The following is an 18,781-nucleotide window of genomic DNA, read 5'->3' as shown; positions in this document are numbered from 1 at the left end:
TCAACCCAATTATTAAAGAATTTTTACAAGTAACTAATTTAAATAACTTATGTTAATATGAAAATTTTTAAAAAAATATATTTTTTGTGTTTTGTAGTTTTTTGTAGCTATGGACAAACAGATAGTTTAGTAGTAAATGGTGTTCACGCATATTCAGAAAAAAGTGTTAAAGCCGGCACTTTAGTTAACTTTAGAGTAAGTGCCGATGTTCCTTACGAGTTTTCAATTGTACAATTAGGGAAAAACTTAGATAATTCTACAGAAGATAACACCCTATACAGCACTTCATCTAAAGCTAGACCTCAAAAATTGCTAGTAGGGTCTTACGTTAAGTTTAATAAACCAATTAAAATACCAAGAAGGTTTTCTATGGAAACTTGGATTCGTCCTTTTGGAATGAATGGGAATGTAATTGATAATTGGCTAATCCTAAACAAAGGAAAAATAGTTTTTTTAGATATTATATCTGATGTAAAACTTAAAAAGAATGAATGGTATCATATCGTTGTAATTCGCTTGAAAAACAAATATGAACTTTGGGTTAATAATAAGTTAGCTGTATCTAAAAGCGTTAAGAATAAATCTTGTTTAAAAATAAAAACTATCGGTTACAAATATGATGGTGATATTGGAAAAACAGTAGTTTATAAAGGAAATAAAGGTTTTAATATAGCTAAAAGTTATAACTCTTTAGCTCTAGGAGAATCAAAAGGAAAAATTATTGCAAATTGGAATTTTGATGAAGAAAAAGGTTATAAAATAAATGATGTTTCAGGAAAAAATCATCATGGAATTATTATAAATAGAGGAACTTGGATGGTTGGTGGACCTAGTTTTAAAGCTAATAAAATTGATTCGCGTGATGAAGATTATTCACCTTTAAATGATCCTGAATTCGGTCACAGTCTTAGGTTAGCTACAGATGATTTGTATGATTGTAAATGGCCAGTAGCCCATTCTTTTAGAATTCCAGAGAATATTAAACAAGGTGTTTTTGTAGGAAGATTTAAATTTAACAATAAAGAATACAATAGCACTTTTGTAGTTACTCGTTCTAAAAAAGTAAGGAAGAAAGATATTTTGGTGGTATGTTCAACAAATACATGGTTAGCTTATGGTAGAGGAACATTTGCAAATAACCATAAACCAGGATTAATTAATTGGACTGGAGGAACAGTAAAAAAAATAGGAACTAGCAACCCTAAGTTACCTAGCTACAATATGTACGAATCCCATAAGAAAGGACAGCCAACGTATCAGTTAGGAGTTAATATGCCATGGCCTGTTGCTGGACCATATAAAACGTATAGAAATAGTAAGGATTTTAGTCAGTGGACACGATGTGAGCGTTATTTACACGTTTGGTTAGATAATAACAATTATAGCTATGATGTAACCACAGATTTTGATATTGAAAAAGATACTTCAGTTTTAGACGGATATAAAGCAATTATTATTGCTGGGCATAGTGAATATTGGTCTGCAAAGGCATTTGATGCAGTAGAGAGGTATGTAGATAAAGGTGGAAATTTGGCAGTATTATCTGCAAATAGTGTGTTTTGGCGTGTAAGTTTTAATGAAGATTATACAGTTATGGAATGTAGAAAGTATCCTAAAGGAATGGCTTCAGGGAATCCATACACACAAGCAGGACATTTATTTCATACCCAAGATAAAAAGAAAGGTGGGCTTATGCGTTTTTGTGGTTACCCAGGATGGAAATTAGTAGGTTTAGAAACAGCTGGATGGAGCTCCAAACTAAAAGATTTTGATTTATATACTTTAGATAAACCAGAGCACTTTTTATTTAAGACACCTCATAAAATTGATTTAGAAAAAAATGATAAGTTTGGTTATATGACTAAAAAATTAGGATGTGTTGGACATGAATATGATGTACGATTACCAGTAATACTGAAAGCCAGTAAAGATTCTTATGATATTAAGGAACCAAATGGTATAGTTACGCTTGCTAGTTGTTATTCAGATTCCAAAATTATTGACTATAATGCATCAAAGAATGGTGAAATGGAAAATCCAACAAAGGTAATTTCTGAAATTATATATTGGGAAAAAGAAACAGGGGGGAAAGTATTTAATATCGGTTCTGTTGCTGCTCCAATAGGAGTTTATTTCGATGAAAATTTAGGAATGTTAATGAAAAATGTATTGCATCAATTTTTGAAATAAACATATTTTACGAATTATTTAATACCTTTTATTTTGTAGAAGAAAAGGAAAGGCGTAACAAAGAAATAGTATGATAAAAAAAATCAAAATGTATAGTATTCCAATGCTGACCATAATCTTTTTTGGAACTATTGATCTTAATTATGGATCTCCAAAAACCTATAGAAGATATTCTGTTTCCAAAGTAAAACAGGAATGGCGATCAAATTTTTCGCAAACATTTGAGTACGTTGATAAACTACCAAATCCAAACAGTTTATATATATTCTTTATGGTATGTCAGTCAAATATGGTTGGGAGAGGTTTTGTTGAGCCATCAGACACAATTTCAAATAAAAGGATTTTGACAATTGATAAATCTAATAAGTGGATTTATACAAAAGAGCCCTTCATTTTTATGAACCTCCTTTAGCGGGACTTGGTTGCGGAATGTCATTTGCAAAAAAATTACTCGATTCGATTCCAGAAGGAATTTCAATTGCTATGATTCCTTGCGTAGTTGGGGGAAGTTCTTTAGAAGTGTGGTTATATAATGAAGTTCGTCAAGGAGTTAGGCTACTTGATAATTTTGAAAGCAAAGTGAATTTTGCTGAAAAATATGGGGAAATAAAAGAAATACTTTGGCATCAAGGAGAAAGTAATGCTAGGTCGGAATTAATTCAAAAATACTCTCAAAGATTAGATTCATTAATTATAAAATTTAGAGAAATAACCAAAAAAGATTCTTTATTAATAATTTTAGGAGAATTAGGATCTTATTCCAAACCAGTAGAAAAACAAGTAAAATGGGATTCAATAAATACAATCATTCATAATATTACTGAGGCTGATAAAAATCTTTACATTGTTGAAACAGAAGACTTGAAACACAAAGGAGATAACGTTCATTTTAATTCTGAATTACAACGAATATTGGGAGAAAGATTTGCAAAAGTATATCTGAAAACTAACAAAGGTTTACAAGAAAAAGAAGGTAATTCCTTACGGAATTAAACGGTAACATTTTTGTTATTCATTTTTAATTCAAATTTACTATTTAAGGCACAAAACCAATAAGTGTGTAAGTAAAGTTATTCTGAAATTTTTAGAATTTTAAAGTTGAGTTAGGGCAGTATCCAAAAAATTGTGTAAATAGAAAAATAGGAGGGTTTTAAAACCCTCCTATTTTTCTATTTACACAAAATATTGGACAGTGTCTTATAATTGAACTTAACTCTTTAAATTTTTTACTATGAAATCATTATTTCTATTATTCTGAATAATGATAATAAAGAAAAAAGATAAAAAATTTAAGACAATCTAAATTTCAGGTAATTTATCAACCGCTTTTCGTTTACTTTCATCCATTACTTTAGCATAGATTTGAGTTGTTCTAACTTCTCGATGCCCTAATAACTTAGAAACAGTATAGATATCAGTTCCGTTTGCCAATAATAAAGTAGTATGAGTATGACGCGCACAGTGAAATGTTATGTGTTTTGTTATTCCAGCTTTTAAAACCCATTGACATAATCTAATATTCATTTCAGAACTGTAATTCAATCCTTTGAAAACTCTTTCTTCTAAGTCTTCAATATCTTCACTCCACTTAATTAATTCAATTACTTGTTGTGTTAGAGGTAAATTAATTTGTTGTTTAGTTTTCTGTTGCTTTACATATAAAGAATATCCTAAGTCTTTATTATATGAAATTTGTTTCCAAATCAAATTATTTACATCACTCCAACGTAATCCTGTTAAACACGAAAACAGAAATGCTTTCTTTAATACGTTACATAAAAGATTGTAAGTAACAAATTGTATCATAATGAGAGTATCACTTCGTAAAAGGAATCTATCGAAAGGACGTACTAGTCTTTATTTAGAAGTTTATCATAATGGAAAAGTTTCATATGAATTTCTTAAACTTTACATTGAAAAACCTACTACTACTGAAATTAGAAATCAGAATAAACAAACTTTAAAGTTAGCAAGAACTTTAAAAGCTAAACGTCAAGTTGAATTACAAGACGGAACATATGGAATTCGAACAACTAATAATGTTGAAGATGATTTCATAAAATATTTTGAAAAACTTACAGAGAAAAGACGTAAAAATGGTGTGAATTTCACTCATTGGTGGAGTACTTTAAAACAAGTTAAACAACATTAAAAAACTAAACTTCGATTTTCTGATGTCGATGAAAATTGGTTAAAAAAAATTAAAGTTTCTTTGGTCAGCAACTTCAATCAGAATACTGCTCATACTTATTTCAATAAAATAAAAGCAGCTTTGCATCAAGCCTCACGTGAAAAGCTAATCTATCATAATCCAGCATTAAATGTTACTTCCCCAAAACTTATTGATTCTAAAAGAGAGTTCTTAACAATTGATGAAGTTAGAAAACTCTCTCAAACTGAATGTAGATGTAACAAATACCTACCTAAATTTGATATTAGACAACAGAAAAAAAAGATTAGTCAGAAATAAGTACTTAAGATTTAGAAGAAATAGTAAATATTTACACAGAATAGTATCAGAAAATCATCTGTAACACATACTGTGATTGACGTTATTACTTACCAATACAAAAATTCCCAAAAATATGACCCAAAATATCTTTATCAACATCATATTCACCAGTAATATTTCCTAAATGACGTAAACATTCTCTGATGTCGATGGAAAATAAATCGGTAGAGATTTCTAAATCAATTCCTTGTTGAACAGAAGTAATTGCGGTTAAGGCATTATTTAAAGCCTCAAAATGACGAGAATTGGTAACAATAGTTTCATTATTACTTAAAGCACCAGTATTTACAAGAGAAGTCAATTCTTGTTTTAAAGTTTCAATACCTGTTTTGTTTTTTGCGGATAAAGGAATTAAATTCTCAATTTTTGATTGTAGAGTAGAAGTTTCACTATCAGAAATCAAATCAATTTTATTGGCAATTACTAATAATCTTTTATTTGGAAAACGCTCTTTAATAGTTTCAATTTCAGCGTTAAACTCTGAACTTTTAACTTTAAACTTTTCCGAGTTTACGAGGAAAATAATCAATTGTGCATTCTCAGCTTTTTCGTAGGTTTTTTGAATCCCGATAGATTCTACAGCATCTTTAGTTTCTCTAATTCCAGCAGTATCTATAAAACGAAAAGCAACACCATCAATAATCAATTCGTCTTCAATAGCATCTCTGGTGGTACCTGCAATATTAGAAACAATCGCTTTTTCTTCATTTAGAAGCGCATTTAAAAGTGTAGATTTCCCTACATTTGGCTCACCTATAATTGCAACAGGAATTCCATTTTTCATCGCATTTCCAAAAGCAAAAGAATCTATTAAACGTTTTAGAACAAACGTAATTTTACTAACCAATTCTTTAAATTTAGTTCTATCAGCAAATTCTACATCTTCACCAGAAAAATCGAGTTCTAGTTCAATTAATGCAGCAAAATCTAATAATTTGGCACGTAATTCTTTTAACTCATTGGTTATTCCTCCACGCATTTGCTGAATTGCCATTTGATGACTCGCAGCCGAATTAGAAGCAATAACATCTGCAACAGCTTCAGCTTGACTTAAATCCATTTTACCATTCAAGAAAGCACGCATAGTAAATTCGCCATTATCAGCCATTCTACAGCCATTTTGTAAAAACAACTGAATTATTTCTTGCTGAATAAAACGAGATCCGTGACAAGAAATTTCTACCACATTTTCTCCAGTATAAGAATTTGGATTTTTAAAAACGGACACTAAAACTTCATCTAAAATCACATCATTTTCAACAATATGTCCTAAATGTATGGTATGTGATTTCTGACTTTTTAATGATTTTCCTTTTCTTACAGATTTAAAAAAAGTATCAACAATAGCAATAGATTCTTTACCAGAAAGTCGAATTACAGAAATAGCGCCAACACCAGAAGGAGTTGCCAAAGCAATAATAGTATCATTTTGAATCATACTGCAAATATACATCGCTTAATTAAGTTGTAAATCATACTTTTGTAACAAAACAGTTTTTTGTGCGTCAAATAATTAAACAACTAAATTTTAAGACATAAAATGAAAGAAGACAGACAATTATTGGTATTAACACATTTAAGTCAATTATTAGATTTTGTAACAGGAATTGGAGGCTTTATAGTGCCTTTAGTTTTATGGCTCACAAAAAAAGATGAAATTTTAGATATGGATAGAGACGGAAAAGCAATTCTAAACTTTAGAATATCGATGTTTATATACATTTTAATCTGTATTCCGTTAATTTTATTATTAGGATTAGGAATTTTGGGATTGATAGCTATTGGGCTTTTCTATCTAATTTTTCCAATAGTTAACGCCATAAAAGCTAGTAATGGAGAAGTACCAAGTTATCCTTTTACAATCCATTTTATAAAATAGAAGAAGAAAACAGTAATATTAAAATCGCTCTTTAGAGCGATTTTTTTATACTAAATTTTTATGATTTTTACTTTTTTAAATTTGATGATGTTGGTTTTGTATTCATTAAATTTTTACTAATTTTATTTTTTAATTATAAGATACTTTGCTTACAACTTTATCAATAAATAACTACGCTTTAATCAATCAATTGTCCATAGATTTTTCTTCTGGATTATCAATAATTACAGGAGAAACAGGTGCAGGTAAATCCATTTTGTTAGGAGCTTTAGGATTAGTTTTAGGCAACAGAGCAGATTTATCTAGTTTAAAAGATACATCAAAAAAATGTGTTATTGAAGCAGAATTAGCAATCAAGAATTATCAGTTAGAAGATTTTTTTAATGAAGTAGATTTAGATTACGAAGCCAATACTATTTTGCGTCGTGAAATTTTACCTTCAGGCAAATCAAGAGCTTTTATAAATGACACACCCGTTACTTTATTGGTGTTGAATGCATTAAAATCAAAACTGATAGATATTCATTCACAGCATCAAACAATGCAATTGTCTGATACAAGTTTTCAGTTTTCTGTAATTGATGCTTTGGCAAAAAATCAACAAAAAATAGCTTCTTACAAAAGAGGTTTAAAAGAACTAAACTTTTTACAAAAAGAGTTAGCAGAATTAGAAAATCAACAAAGAGAAGCCAACCAAAAATACGATTATAATTTGCATTTGTATAATGAATTGGTTGATGCTAATGTAAAAGAAGATGAACAAGAATCTTTAGAAGAACAATTAGAAAAACTAAATAATGTAGAGGACATAAAATTAAATTTATCAGAAGCATTACAAATTTCTATAAATGATGAAATTGGCGCACAATCTTTACTAAATTCTCTAGAATATAATTTGCAAAAAATTAGTTCTTTTTCTAAAGAATATGATGAGTTATATCAAAGAATTACGAGTATAAAAATAGAATTAGATGATATTGTTACTGAGCTAGAAAATGCTAACGAAGCTATAGAATCGAATCCGAATGAATTAGAAAAACTCAATGATAGACTGCAGTTGATCTATAATTTGCAGAAAAAACATTATGTACAAACCAATGCAGAATTATTAGAAATTCAATTGCAATTAGAAGAAAAAGTTGGGCAGGTAGAAAATGGAGAAGTTATTATCAATCAAAAGCAAGAAGCAATAAATTTGGTTGCTAAAAAGTTAGATAATGTTGCAGAAATGATTTCAACGGCTAGGCAAAAAGTAATTCCTAAATTAACAAAAGAATTAGCGTTTTTATTATCAGATTTAGGAATGCCAAATGCACGTTTTTCTATCAATAATAAATTATCAAACTCATATTTTTCTAACGGAAAAGACGAATTAGAATTTTTATTCTCTGCAAACAAAGGTGGTAGTTTTGGTGAGCTAAAAAAAGTTGCTTCTGGCGGAGAGTTATCTAGAATAATGTTGTCTATCAAAAAGATTTTATCAGAAAACACCAATTTACCAACCATTATTTTCGATGAAATTGATACAGGAGTTTCTGGCGAAGTTTCTAATAAAATAGCATCAATAATGCAGCAAATGAGCAAACATATGCAAGTCATAACCATTACGCATTTGCCTCAAATTGCAGCCAAAGGAAACCAACATTATAAAGTTTATAAAGAAGAAATTAAAGAAATTACAACAACCAATTTAAAACAACTTTCTACTGATGAACGTATCGTAGAAATTGCAGAAATGTTAAGTGGAAAAAATATTTCTGATTCTGCAATTACACACGCAAAAGAATTGTTGAATTGATTTTAAGGCAAAAGGCAAAAGTAAAATATCAGTTCGAGTGCAGCAGAGAACTAAACACCAACAACTAAACACTAACAACTAAACACTAACAACTAACAACTAAAAACTTATTAATATGTACAACTTACTAAAAGGAAAAAAAGGAATTATTTTTGGAGCTTTAAACGAACATTCAATCGCTTGGAAAGTTGCCGAAAAAGCACACGAGCAAGGAGCAGAATTTGTGTTAACAAACGCACCAATTGCAATGCGAATGGGAGAATTAAATGCTTTGGCAGAAAAAACAGGTTCTCAAATTATTCCTGCAGATGCAACCTCAATAGAAGATTTAGAAAACCTGATAGAACAATCTATCGAGATTTTAGGAGGTAAAATCGATTTTGTGTTACACTCCATTGGTATGTCTGTAAACGTGCGTAAAGGAAAACATTATACAGATCCAAAATACGATTTTACAACCAAAGGTTGGGATGTTTCTGCGGTTTCTTTCCACAAAACAATGAATATTTTATACAACAAAAAAGCAATGAACGAGTGGGGAAGCATAGTTGCTTTAACTTATATGGCAGCGCAAAGAGTGTTTCCAGATTATAACGATATGGCAGATAATAAAGCCTATTTAGAATCTATTGCACGTAGTTTTGGCTACTTTTTTGGTCGCGATTATAAAGTGCGTGTCAACACCATTTCGCAATCGCCAACGCCAACCACTGCAGGAAGTGGCGTAAAAGGTTTTGATGGTTTTATTGCCTATGCAGAAAAAATGAGTCCGTTAGGAAACGCAACCGCTTCAGATTGTGCCGATTATACCATTTCTTTGTTTTCAGATTTAACCAAAAAAGTAACTTTACAGAATTTATTTCACGATGGCGGCTTTTCAAATATGGGCGTAAGTGATGCAATTATGGAAAAGTTTGAGTAAAAAATGTCATCTTTAGCGCAGTCTAAAGGTTAGAAGCTATTTCGCGCTTTCGCTACTCGCTTTTTTTTCGTTCCTCAAAAAAGAGCTCAAACAAACCGCTCAATCACGGCTAAACCTGTTTGCGAGCTTTTAGAAAACATAAAGATTCAATTTTTAACTTTACAACTTTGAAACTATTTTTTAGCATCATAATTCCAGTATATAATCGTCCACAAGAAATTGATGAGTTGTTAGAAAGTCTTACAAAACAAGATTTTTCTGATAATTTTGAAGTGCTAATTATCGAAGATGGTTCTGATAATAAAAGTGATTTAATAGTTGAAAAATACAACAATCAACTTAATGTAAAATATTTTTTTAAAGAAAATAGTGGAGCAGGAGCAAGCCGTAATTTTGGAATGCAAAAAGCATCAGGCAACTATTTTATCATTTTAGATTCAGATGTTATTGTTCCAAAACAATATTTATCAGAAGTAAAAAAAGCTTTAGAAATCAATTATACAGATGCTTTTGGCGGCCCAGATGCTGCACATAAAAGTTTTACCTCGTTACAAAAAGCCATAAATTATTCTATGACTTCTATCTTAACAACTGGCGGAATTAGAGGAAAGAAAAAAGCGGTAGGTAAATTTCAACCCAGAAGTTTCAATTTAGGAATGTCAAAATCGGCTTTTAAAAAAACAAACGGATTTTCTAAAATGAAAAACGGAGAAGATATCGATTTAACTTTTAGATTGTGGGAAAATGGTTTTAAAACCCAGTTGATAGAAAAAGCTTTTGTATATCACAAAAGAAGAAGTACAATTCAGCAATTTTTTAAGCAAACTTTTGGTTTCGGAACAGCAAGACCCATTTTAAATAAAAAATATCCAGAAACAGCAAAACCAACGTATTGGTTTCCTAGTGTATTTATTCTTGGATTAGACATCAGTATCATTTTGGCAATTTTTGGCTACCATCAAATCTTATATTTCTATGGATTTTATTTCTTACTAATTTTCTTAGATTCGTTGTTTCAGAATAAGAATATCTATGTTGCGTTTTTAAGTATTGTTACTTCTTTAACGCAATTTTTAGGTTACGGTTTGGGTTTTTTAGAATCGAAGTTTTTTAAGAAAATTTGCTAACATATTTAAGCTTTGTTGCGTAGTTTAAGCTGTTAATTTACTAAATAAAACATGAACGGCGAAATTCCGAAGGAATTTCCCAAGCGAGCAAAAAACCAGCAATGAAGTTTATACGGTGTTGTAATGTGTTTTACATTTTTCTTTTATTTCGGATCTTGTCGGTTTGAAAAAAATGAAAGAATTTCAATGGAACTCTCATCTTCTCTAAAATATAACGTATTGAATTTTTTAATGACAATTTTTCTCACTCCTTTTAATTCAGATTTCGGAAATAAATTAGGGTTTTGTGAAATTAATTTTAATGTTTTATCAAGTTCAGTAGAAAGTTTTTTGAGTTCTCGTTCAGTAAAATGTAATTCTAAATATTCATAAGTATCAGACAGTTCATTTAAAGCGTGTTCTGTCCAAAGAATCTTATAACCACTTTTCATATATTTTCTTTGCTTCAGAGTGCGATTTCAAATTTCTATTATCAGCGTCAGAAATCCCTAATTCTATTGATTTTTTCTCTGTTTCAGATATTTTATTCCACCAATCTTCCTTTTCTGTATTTCTTAATTCCATAATTTTTTGAATTATAGAACTATCTTCAATGGTCGTCAACCATTGAATTAAGTCAATTTTAGCATTTTGAATATTTATTTCCATAATTCAAATTTAGCATATTTTTCATTCGTGTGCAAATGCATTACAACGTGTAAACTGATATTACGTCCGTTTTAATGACTTAAATCAGAAGTTAGAGAAGTTAGCTTTTTTGAATCAAAAAATTAATAGAAAAAACGCTTGTTTCATAGCGTCGTCAATTCTTTAACGGAATTTTTAGGCTATGGATTGGGTTTTTTAGAATCGAAGTTTTTAAGAAAATTCGCTAACCTTATTCTCAGTTTCTAAATCAAAGATAGTAAAATGAGATTATGTTTCAAGCCCCTATTAAGCAGCATTATTTTTATAAATTGTTATGTGCTACTATTTTCCTTTTATTACTAAGCATAATTTTTTTGTTTAATATAACCTCTCTTGTATTTTAAAATATAAATGTTATGTGTTTTATTTTACTTCCAAAATCAGACTAACTTAACAGTTCATTTATCTGTTTATTTAACAATAGCTTTGGCTACAATTTTAGCCATTACATTAATTCCTGTTTCATTAGGGTGGATTCCATCAGGAAACAAATTCGGCATTTTGGTCATCCCGTTGTAAATATCAATTATCTGAAGATTATTCCTTTTTGCAATTCTTTCAACTATTGGGATAACTCCTAATCGAATTGTTGAATCGCTAATACTCCAAGCATTGCTGTATGCAGGAGGAGGGGAACAAAGATAAATTTGTGGTTTGGAGTCTATCGTATTTAAGGTATCAATCATTAATTGGTAATTACGTTCATAACTGTCTGCGTTCCAATTATTAGTTTTAGAATCATTTGTGCCTAGCATAATAACAACTTTATCTGGCTTATACATAAATACATTATGCAAATCTTTTTGATACCAATAGGGTTTATTTCCATCGTTTTGCATAGTGGCTCCACTTTCTCCACAATTCAACACCTGAAAACCATCACCTAACAATATGTCCAATTGTATCGGATAAAATGACGATTGACTCTTTCCTCCACCATTGGTAATACTATCACCTATGCAAGCTATTTTTATTTCTTTTTTGCACGAAAAAAGAATTGTTGAAAGAGATACAAGAATAATTAAATAAGATTTCATAATTTTTATTTTATCAGAGTTTATAATATGATTTAATAAATTACTTAGTTTCAGTTTTTAAATTTTATAAGATTTTGAAACAAGTTCAGAATGAGGTTATTTTTTTCTTCGCTGTTGTGCTTGTTGTTCTTGTGCTTGTTTCATAGCGTCGTCAATTCTTTGGCGGAACTTGCTCTTTTTCTTTTCAGGACGCTTTTTGTTTTCTTCTATTTGCGCGTGAATCTTATCTTCATCAATTACATAATTTTTAATCACCAACATAATTGCAATCGTTAATAAGTTAGAGATAAAATAATACAAACTTAAGGAACTTGCATAGTTGTTAAAGAAAAATAACATCATAATAGGAGAGAAGTAAATCATATACTTCATCATTTTACTCATATCTGGCATACCTTCTTGAGGCGGTGCTTGCATATTTGCTTGCTGACTTTGATTCATTTTCATATAAAAGAAAATTGCTACAGATGCCAAAATAGGAAACAAACTTACGTGATCTCCATAAAAAGGAATTTCAAATGGAAGTGTAAAAATAGTATCGTAAGAAGATAAATCGGGTGCCCATAAAAAACTTTGTTGTCTTAATGATAAGTTTGTTGGGAAAAACTTAAATAAAGCAAAGAATACAGGCATTTGCAATAAGGCAGGTATACAACCAGACATCATACTAACACCAGCTTTTCGTTGAATTGCCATTGTTTCTTGCTGACGTTTCATTGCATTTTCTTTACCAGGATATTTTTCGTTTAAAGCAGTTAACTCAGGTCTTATCACTTTCATTTTTGCACTAGAAACGTAAGATTTATAAACTAGAGGAGACATTAAAATACGAACAACAATGGTCATCAGAATTATAATTAATCCGTAGTTAGATAAAAATCCTTTTAAGAAATTAAATACAGGATAAAATACGGTTCTGTTTAAAAAACCAAAAATTCCCCAACCCAAATCTGCTGTTTCTTCTAAACTTGTTCCTTCGTAAGTTTTTAATAAATTATAATCACTTGGTCCGTAAAACCATTTCATATTATAATTTAACTCACCATTAGATAAGGCTAAAGGTGTTTTTAGTTCGTATCTTTTTGTGAAAACCGTATCAATTTCTTCATTTTTCACTAAATCTGTAGAGGTAATTGTTGCATTGTTAAAAGGCGTATCAGACAGTAAACTAGAAGAGAAAAAATGTTGCTGATAAAAAACCCAATCTACATTATTGGCTACTTCAGAGTTTCCTGGTCTTATGTATTCTACTTCGTCATTGGTTTTATAATAATACCAAGAATACATTGTGTTTTCGGTTTTTAGACTTTTTTCATGTCTGTAACCATTTAAAGACCAGTCTAAATTTATAGGATTAGAAGCATTAATTACATTGCTTAAACCTTGAGAACGAACTGCGAAATTTACCATATAATCATTAGGTTTCATTTCATATCTGTATTCTAAAAACTGAGTATCAGAAACTTTTAGTTTCATAGAAACTATTTGATTGTCTCCATTTTTTGTAACAGTTGGCTCAAAAAATAAATCTTTAGTATTTAAAATTCTATTATCTGTTGTCCCGAAATTGATATTAAAAGAGGCATTTTTATCTTTTATCATATATAAAGGTAAAGAATCGTGTGTTTTGTAATTCTTTATTAAAGCTTCAGTAATTTGCCCTCCTTTATTATTAATTGTTAATTTAACAACTTCGTTTTCTAAGACAGAAGTTCCTTCAGAGCCATTTATGGCGCTTTTAGCAAATGCACCTAATTGATTTGTAAAGGCAACTTGTTTTAAAGAGTCGTTTTTAAAAACAGGTTTGTTTTGGGTAATTGTTTTGGTTGTGTTTTTTGTAGTATCTACAATTTGTTCGGTTTTTGTTGAAGTATCTTTGGTTTCTTCGGGTTTGTTAGAGTTCATCCACCAAAGTAAAATACCACCTAATAAAATCATCCCTATAAAGGAATTGAAATCAAATTTTTTTTGTTCCATATTTTTTAATTGTCAATTTGTCATTAAATCAGAATTCACTTCTGATAAAAACGCGACAAATGTAGTAAAAAAGCAGTTTTTATAGTTGTTTTACTGCTTTATATTTTATGAACTTATATAGTTCAAATCTTATTCCAAAATTATTTTTTAGATTGTTTTAAAGCTGCTTTAATAAAATCTACAAACAAAGGATGAGGTTTTAAAACGGTACTTTTATATTCTGGGTGATATTGCACGCCCACAAACCAAGGATGCGTAGGTATTTCTACAACTTCTACCAAACCAGTTTTTGGGTTAATACCAGTTGCTTTCATTCCTTTTAATTCTATTTGATTTTTATAGTCGTTATTAAATTCATAACGATGTCTATGACGTTCGCTAATTATTTCTGTTTGATAAGCATCAAAAATTTTAGAATTTTTAGCTAATTTACAATCCCAAGCTCCTAAACGCATTGTGCCACCTTTTTCTGTAACCTCTTTTTGACTTTCCATTAAATTGATAACAGGATTTTTACAATCCTTTTTCATTTCTGTAGAAAAAGCATCAACCAAACCTAAAACATTTTTAGAAAATTCGATAACAGACATTTGCATACCCAAACAAATTCCGAAGAACGGAATGTTATTTTCTCTGGCATATTGCACGGCTTTTATTTTTCCATCAATTCCTCTATCGCCAAAACCAGGAGCCACCAAAATACCGTTAACACCTTTTAGTTTTTTTGTATAGTTTTCTGGTGATAAACTTTCTGAATGTACCCAACGTACTTTTACTTTGGTTTCGTTTGATGAACCCGCATGAATAAATGCTTCAGTAATTGATTTGTAAGAATCTTGTAACTCTATATATTTACCAATTAAAGCAATTTCTACTTCAAATTTTGGGTTTTTATGTTTTCTTAAAAAGTTGTTCCATAGTTTAAGTTCTGGTTGTTTTTCTGAAGATAAATTCAATTTATTTAAAACAACTTTATCTAAACCTTCTTCTAACATTAAATTAGGAACATCGTAAATAGTTTCTGCGTCTATAGATTGTATAACGTCCTCTTTTTTAACATTACAGAATAAGGCTAACTTACGTTTAATGTCATCAGAAATTTCGTGTTCTGTTCTACACACTAAAATATCTGGACTTACACCACTTTGCATTAGCATTTTTACAGAGTGTTGTGTAGGCTTTGTTTTTAACTCACCTGCAGCTGCTAAATATGGCACTAAAGTTAAATGGATAACAATGGCATTTTCTTCGCCTTTTTCCCACAACATTTGTCTTACGGATTCTACATAAGGTAAAGATTCTATATCACCAACAGTTCCACCAATTTCTGTAATAACAATATCGTAATCACCAGTTTCACCTAAAATTTGAATTCTACGCTTAATTTCGTCTGTAATATGAGGAATAACTTGTACTGTTTTTCCTAAAAAGGCTCCTTTACGTTCTTTATTAATTACAGATTGATAGATTTTACCTGTAGTAACATTGTTTGCTTGAGAAGTAGGAATGTTTAAAAAACGTTCATAATGGCCTAAATCTAAATCGGTTTCAGCTCCATCGTCAGTTACATAACATTCTCCATGTTCATACGGATTTAAGGTTCCTGGGTCTATGTTAATATAAGGGTCTAATTTTTGGATGGTTACAGAAAAGCCTCTTTGTTGTAAAAGTTTGGCTAGAGAAGCTGCAATAATTCCTTTTCCAAGTGATGATGTTACGCCTCCGGTTACAAAAACGTATTTAGTATTACTCATGGTTCTTTTAGGTTTGCGCAAAAGTACTAACTCTAGTTTTTATCACAAATAAAAATGAGAAAAACATTCAGAGAAATTATGGTTTTTAACATCAGAAAAATATTTTTAATTTTTTTTAAAATAGTATTTGTCATAAATAAAAACAGTTGTATATTTGCCCACGCTTTTAACGAGTAAAATTGTTTAGCACAAATAAATATTAAAGAAGACTTTTAAAAATACATAATAATGCCAAAAAGAACGTATCAACCATCAAAGAGAAAGAGAAGAAACAAACATGGTTTCAGAGAGAGAATGGCTTCTGCTAACGGTAGAAAAGTATTAGCTCGTAGAAGAGCAAAAGGAAGAAAGAAAATTTCTGTTTCGTCTGAAACTAGACATAAAAAATAAAATGATTAACAATTGTTAATATATAAGGTGTTACTTTTTTAGTAACACCTTTTTTTATATCTAAGCACTAACTATTTTTGTGAAAAAACAAAACAATAAAGAAGGTAAAAGCAAAAAAAATCAATTTTATTTTTAAAAACAAATATGTTCAATAATCATAAATTAGATACTAAAGTAACTAATAATCTTGCCAAGACTAGATTAAATTTACTTTTTTTTCCTGTTTTATTACTGTTTGTTGTTGCTTTTATTCTTTTTAAAGAAGATGCATTTTCTATTAATGGCTATGTTAAAGTTCAAGAAGATTTATTTTTTTCTTTAAATAATAAGTTATCTAAATTACCTAGTTTACAATTTAATTTAACACAATTAGGAGATGTCTTAATATTTTTCTCTTTGTTAGTGGCTTTTATTATTTATACTCCTAAATTATGGGGTGCTTTGTTTACATCAGCAATAATTTCTGGGGTCTTTTCATTTTCTTTAAAAAAGTTATTTGCAGTACCAAGACCTGCAGCAATGTTTGATAATGATAGTTTTGCGATTATTGGAAAAACACTTTCTGGGCATACCAGTTTGCCTTCTGGGCATTCTATTGCTACTTTTACCATAATTACTGTATTAATTTTTGCATTTATGCCAAAAGAATTTAAATACAAAATAGGCTGGTTTTTTTTTGTATTATTATTGGGTTTATTAATTTCTTTTTCAAGAGTTGGTGTTGGAGCACATTATCCTTTAGATGTTATAATAGGTAGTATTATAGGTTACATTTCTGCTGTTTTAGGCATTTTTATAAACAATAGAATTAGTTGGTGGAATTGGATTGAAAATAAAAAATACTACCCTATTTTTATAGTTTTTTTTATAATTTGTATGTTTGCGATTGCAAAAAAAATAGTAGAAAATAATCTATTTATATTTTATTTAGCGTTATTATCTTTAGTTGCAACTTTATATTTAATGATAAATATTTATGTTAAAAAAAGACATTAAATTAAGTTACTATGTATTAATAATTAGTTTTATTAATTTAATTCTATACCATTTTCCGTTATTTAAATTTACATTTAATAATTTAGATAATAGAAGTTTACAAGGAATTACAATTATTGTTAGTCTGGCAATTTTAGCTTTTGTTTTAAATGCAATGGTTTTTTATATAGGGCTATTTATCTCTCGTTTTGTGGGTAAAATTTTACTCGTAATTTTTTTTAATGTAAATGCAATAGCTGTCTATTTTATAAACACTTATGGAGTTATAATAGATAAAACAATGATTGGTAATATTTTGAATACGAGTTATGAAGAATCGACCAGTTTTTTATCTTTTACCTTAATTATTTACTTGTTTTTCTTAGGGATAATACCCAGTATTTTAATTTATAAAATAAAAATTATTAAAGTTAAATTCACAAAGTTTTTAGCGCATATTATTTTAACACTAATTTTTATTGGCTCTCTAGTGTATGCAAATTCTAGCAATTGGTTATGGATTGATAAACACTCGAAAACTATTGGAGGTTTGGTGATGCCATGGTCTTATGTGGTTAATATTTATCGATTTTATTATCATAAGAACCAAGAAAACAAGCAACAAATTTTATTGCCAGATGCCACTATAAAAGATGATAAAAAATCTGTAGTAGTTCTTGTAATAGGAGAATCTGCTAGAAGTCAAAATTTTTCTTTATACGGTTATAAAAAAAATACAAACCCATTATTGTCTGAGATAAAAAATGTATACAGTTATAAATCTGAATCTTGTGCAACATATACCACAGCTGGGATTAAGTGTATTTTAGAGCACAAAAATACAAATAAATTGTACGAAATTTTACCCAATTATTTATTCAGAAATAATGTAGAAGTCTTTTGGAGAACTACCAATTGGGGAGAACCCACTGTAAATATTAAAAGCTATCAAAAAAGCGAAGAATTAAAAAAACTATGTAAAGGCGATAATTGTAACTATGATGAAGTTTTATTAAGCGGTTTAAACGAGCAAATACAAGCTAGTAAAAAGAACAAAATATTGGTAGTTTTGCATACAAGTACAAGCCATGGACCAACATATTATAAAAAATATCCAAAAGAGTTTAATAAGTTTACTCCAGTTTGTAAAAGCGTTGAGTTAGGAAAATGTACACAAGAAGAACTAATAAATGCTTACGATAACACTATTGTTTATACAGATTACATACTTGCTAGTTTAATAAATAAATTAAAACAGCTTAAAGATTATAATAGTTCTATGATATATGTTTCTGATCATGGAGAATCTCTGGGAGAAAACAATTTGTATATGCATGGAATACCCATAAGTATTGCCCCAAAAGAACAATTAGAAATACCATTTATAGTCTGGAAATCAGACAAAACAAAAGAACTTAAAAAGAATAATACAGTATCTCAACACCATATTTTTCATAGTGTGCTAGATTTTTTAGCAATAGAAAGTCCTATTTTTGATAAAAATAAGAGCATTTTTAAAAACTAAAAAGCTTA

18 protein-coding genes and 1 pseudogene are annotated in these 18,781 nt (G+C 29.3%); 12 read left to right on the top strand and 7 right to left on the bottom strand.

Going from position 1 to position 18,781, the window contains the following annotated elements; translation table 11 throughout:
• Positions 1-57 precede the first annotated feature (57 nt).
• The 3 genes from ACY2RX_RS07570 to ACY2RX_RS07560 all read left to right on the top strand — a co-directional run bounded on the left by ACY2RX_RS07570 (position 58) and on the right by ACY2RX_RS07560 (position 3,183).
• Complete coding sequence (locus tag ACY2RX_RS07570) at positions 58-2,190, top strand: N,N-dimethylformamidase beta subunit family domain-containing protein (protein WP_490103359.1); 2,133 nt, start codon at positions 58-60, stop codon at positions 2,188-2,190.
• 70 nt (positions 2,191-2,260) lie between these two features.
• Entirely contained in the window at positions 2,261-2,602 is a 342-nt protein-coding gene (locus ACY2RX_RS07565) for a sialate O-acetylesterase (RefSeq protein WP_490103358.1), read from the top strand.
• Complete coding sequence (locus tag ACY2RX_RS07560) at positions 2,557-3,183, top strand: sialate O-acetylesterase (protein ID WP_490103357.1); 627 nt, start codon at positions 2,557-2,559, stop codon at positions 3,181-3,183. The genes ACY2RX_RS07565 and ACY2RX_RS07560 overlap by 46 nt, the downstream gene beginning before the upstream one ends.
• A gap of 306 nt (positions 3,184-3,489) precedes the next feature.
• On the opposite strand, the gene ACY2RX_RS07555 is transcribed toward ACY2RX_RS07560, so the two are convergent.
• Complete coding sequence (locus ACY2RX_RS07555; protein WP_490103356.1) at positions 3,490-3,996, bottom strand: site-specific integrase; 507 nt, start codon at positions 3,994-3,996, stop codon at positions 3,490-3,492.
• A 1-nt stretch (position 3,997) separates the two neighbouring features.
• On the opposite strand from ACY2RX_RS07555, the gene ACY2RX_RS07550 reads away from it, so the two are divergent.
• Positions 3,998-4,342: an Arm DNA-binding domain-containing protein gene (locus ACY2RX_RS07550; RefSeq protein ID WP_490103355.1), complete on the top strand. Its 345-nt coding sequence runs from the start codon at positions 3,998-4,000 to the stop codon at positions 4,340-4,342.
• 15 nt (positions 4,343-4,357) lie between these two features.
• Positions 4,358-4,660, top strand: a pseudogene (locus tag ACY2RX_RS07545) (phage integrase SAM-like domain-containing protein); the annotation flags it as partial.
• Positions 4,661-4,745: 85 nt separating this feature from the next.
• Here ACY2RX_RS07545 and mnmE read toward each other — a convergent pair.
• The gene (mnmE, locus tag ACY2RX_RS07540) at positions 4,746-6,140 is read right to left on the bottom strand and encodes a tRNA uridine-5-carboxymethylaminomethyl(34) synthesis GTPase MnmE (RefSeq protein ID WP_490103354.1); all 1,395 of its coding nucleotides are present in this window, start codon (positions 6,138-6,140) and stop codon (positions 4,746-4,748) included.
• 102 nt (positions 6,141-6,242) lie between these two features.
• On the opposite strand from mnmE, the gene ACY2RX_RS07535 reads away from it, so the two are divergent.
• The 4 genes from ACY2RX_RS07535 to ACY2RX_RS07520 all read left to right on the top strand — a co-directional run bounded on the left by ACY2RX_RS07535 (position 6,243) and on the right by ACY2RX_RS07520 (position 10,428).
• Positions 6,243-6,581, top strand: coding sequence for a DUF4870 domain-containing protein (locus ACY2RX_RS07535; protein ID WP_490103353.1), 339 nt, complete (start codon positions 6,243-6,245; stop codon positions 6,579-6,581).
• A gap of 145 nt (positions 6,582-6,726) precedes the next feature.
• Positions 6,727-8,379 carry a DNA repair protein RecN gene (gene recN, locus ACY2RX_RS07530; protein ID WP_490103352.1) on the top strand — a complete coding sequence of 551 codons (1,653 nt, stop codon included), beginning with the start codon at positions 6,727-6,729 and terminating at the stop codon, positions 8,377-8,379.
• 115 nt (positions 8,380-8,494) lie between these two features.
• Positions 8,495-9,301, top strand: a complete 807-nt coding sequence (locus ACY2RX_RS07525) for an enoyl-ACP reductase FabI (RefSeq protein WP_490103351.1) — start codon at positions 8,495-8,497, stop codon at positions 9,299-9,301.
• A gap of 167 nt (positions 9,302-9,468) precedes the next feature.
• On the top strand, positions 9,469-10,428 hold the full coding sequence (locus ACY2RX_RS07520) for a glycosyltransferase family 2 protein (RefSeq protein WP_490103350.1): 960 nt from the start codon (positions 9,469-9,471) through the stop codon (positions 10,426-10,428).
• A 143-nt stretch (positions 10,429-10,571) separates the two neighbouring features.
• On the opposite strand, the gene ACY2RX_RS07515 is transcribed toward ACY2RX_RS07520, so the two are convergent.
• The 5 genes from ACY2RX_RS07515 to pyrG all read right to left on the bottom strand — a co-directional run bounded on the left by ACY2RX_RS07515 (position 10,572) and on the right by pyrG (position 15,883).
• Positions 10,572-10,859, bottom strand: a complete 288-nt coding sequence (locus ACY2RX_RS07515) for a type II toxin-antitoxin system RelE/ParE family toxin (RefSeq protein WP_490103349.1) — start codon at positions 10,857-10,859, stop codon at positions 10,572-10,574.
• Positions 10,843-11,076: a hypothetical protein gene (locus tag ACY2RX_RS07510; protein ID WP_490103348.1), complete on the bottom strand. Its 234-nt coding sequence runs from the start codon at positions 11,074-11,076 to the stop codon at positions 10,843-10,845. The genes ACY2RX_RS07515 and ACY2RX_RS07510 overlap by 17 nt, the downstream gene beginning before the upstream one ends.
• A 449-nt stretch (positions 11,077-11,525) precedes the next feature.
• Positions 11,526-12,152, bottom strand: a complete 627-nt coding sequence (locus ACY2RX_RS07505; protein WP_490103347.1) for a GDSL-type esterase/lipase family protein — start codon at positions 12,150-12,152, stop codon at positions 11,526-11,528.
• A 96-nt stretch (positions 12,153-12,248) separates the two neighbouring features.
• The gene (yidC, locus tag ACY2RX_RS07500; protein WP_490103346.1) at positions 12,249-14,129 is read right to left on the bottom strand and encodes a membrane protein insertase YidC; all 1,881 of its coding nucleotides are present in this window, start codon (positions 14,127-14,129) and stop codon (positions 12,249-12,251) included.
• Positions 14,130-14,269: 140 nt separating this feature from the next.
• Positions 14,270-15,883, bottom strand: a complete 1,614-nt coding sequence (gene pyrG, locus ACY2RX_RS07495; protein ID WP_490103345.1) for a CTP synthase — start codon at positions 15,881-15,883, stop codon at positions 14,270-14,272.
• Positions 15,884-16,111: 228 nt separating this feature from the next.
• On the opposite strand from pyrG, the gene rpmH reads away from it, so the two are divergent.
• The 3 genes from rpmH (at position 16,112) to eptA (ending at position 18,773) form a co-directional block, all read left to right on the top strand.
• A complete protein-coding gene (rpmH, locus tag ACY2RX_RS07490; protein ID WP_298949287.1) occupies positions 16,112-16,273 on the top strand; it encodes a 50S ribosomal protein L34 in 162 nt (53 codons plus the stop codon).
• Between the two features lie 144 nt (positions 16,274-16,417).
• On the top strand, positions 16,418-17,269 hold the full coding sequence (locus tag ACY2RX_RS07485) for a phosphatase PAP2 family protein (protein ID WP_490103344.1): 852 nt from the start codon (positions 16,418-16,420) through the stop codon (positions 17,267-17,269).
• A complete protein-coding gene (gene eptA / locus ACY2RX_RS07480) occupies positions 17,250-18,773 on the top strand; it encodes a phosphoethanolamine--lipid A transferase EptA (protein WP_490103343.1) in 1,524 nt (507 codons plus the stop codon). The genes ACY2RX_RS07485 and eptA overlap by 20 nt, the downstream gene beginning before the upstream one ends.
• Positions 18,774-18,781 lie beyond the last annotated feature (8 nt).

The organism is Polaribacter sp. 2405UD43-2, assembly GCF_058147125.1.
This window is presented reverse-complemented; position numbering and strand designations above follow the sequence as displayed.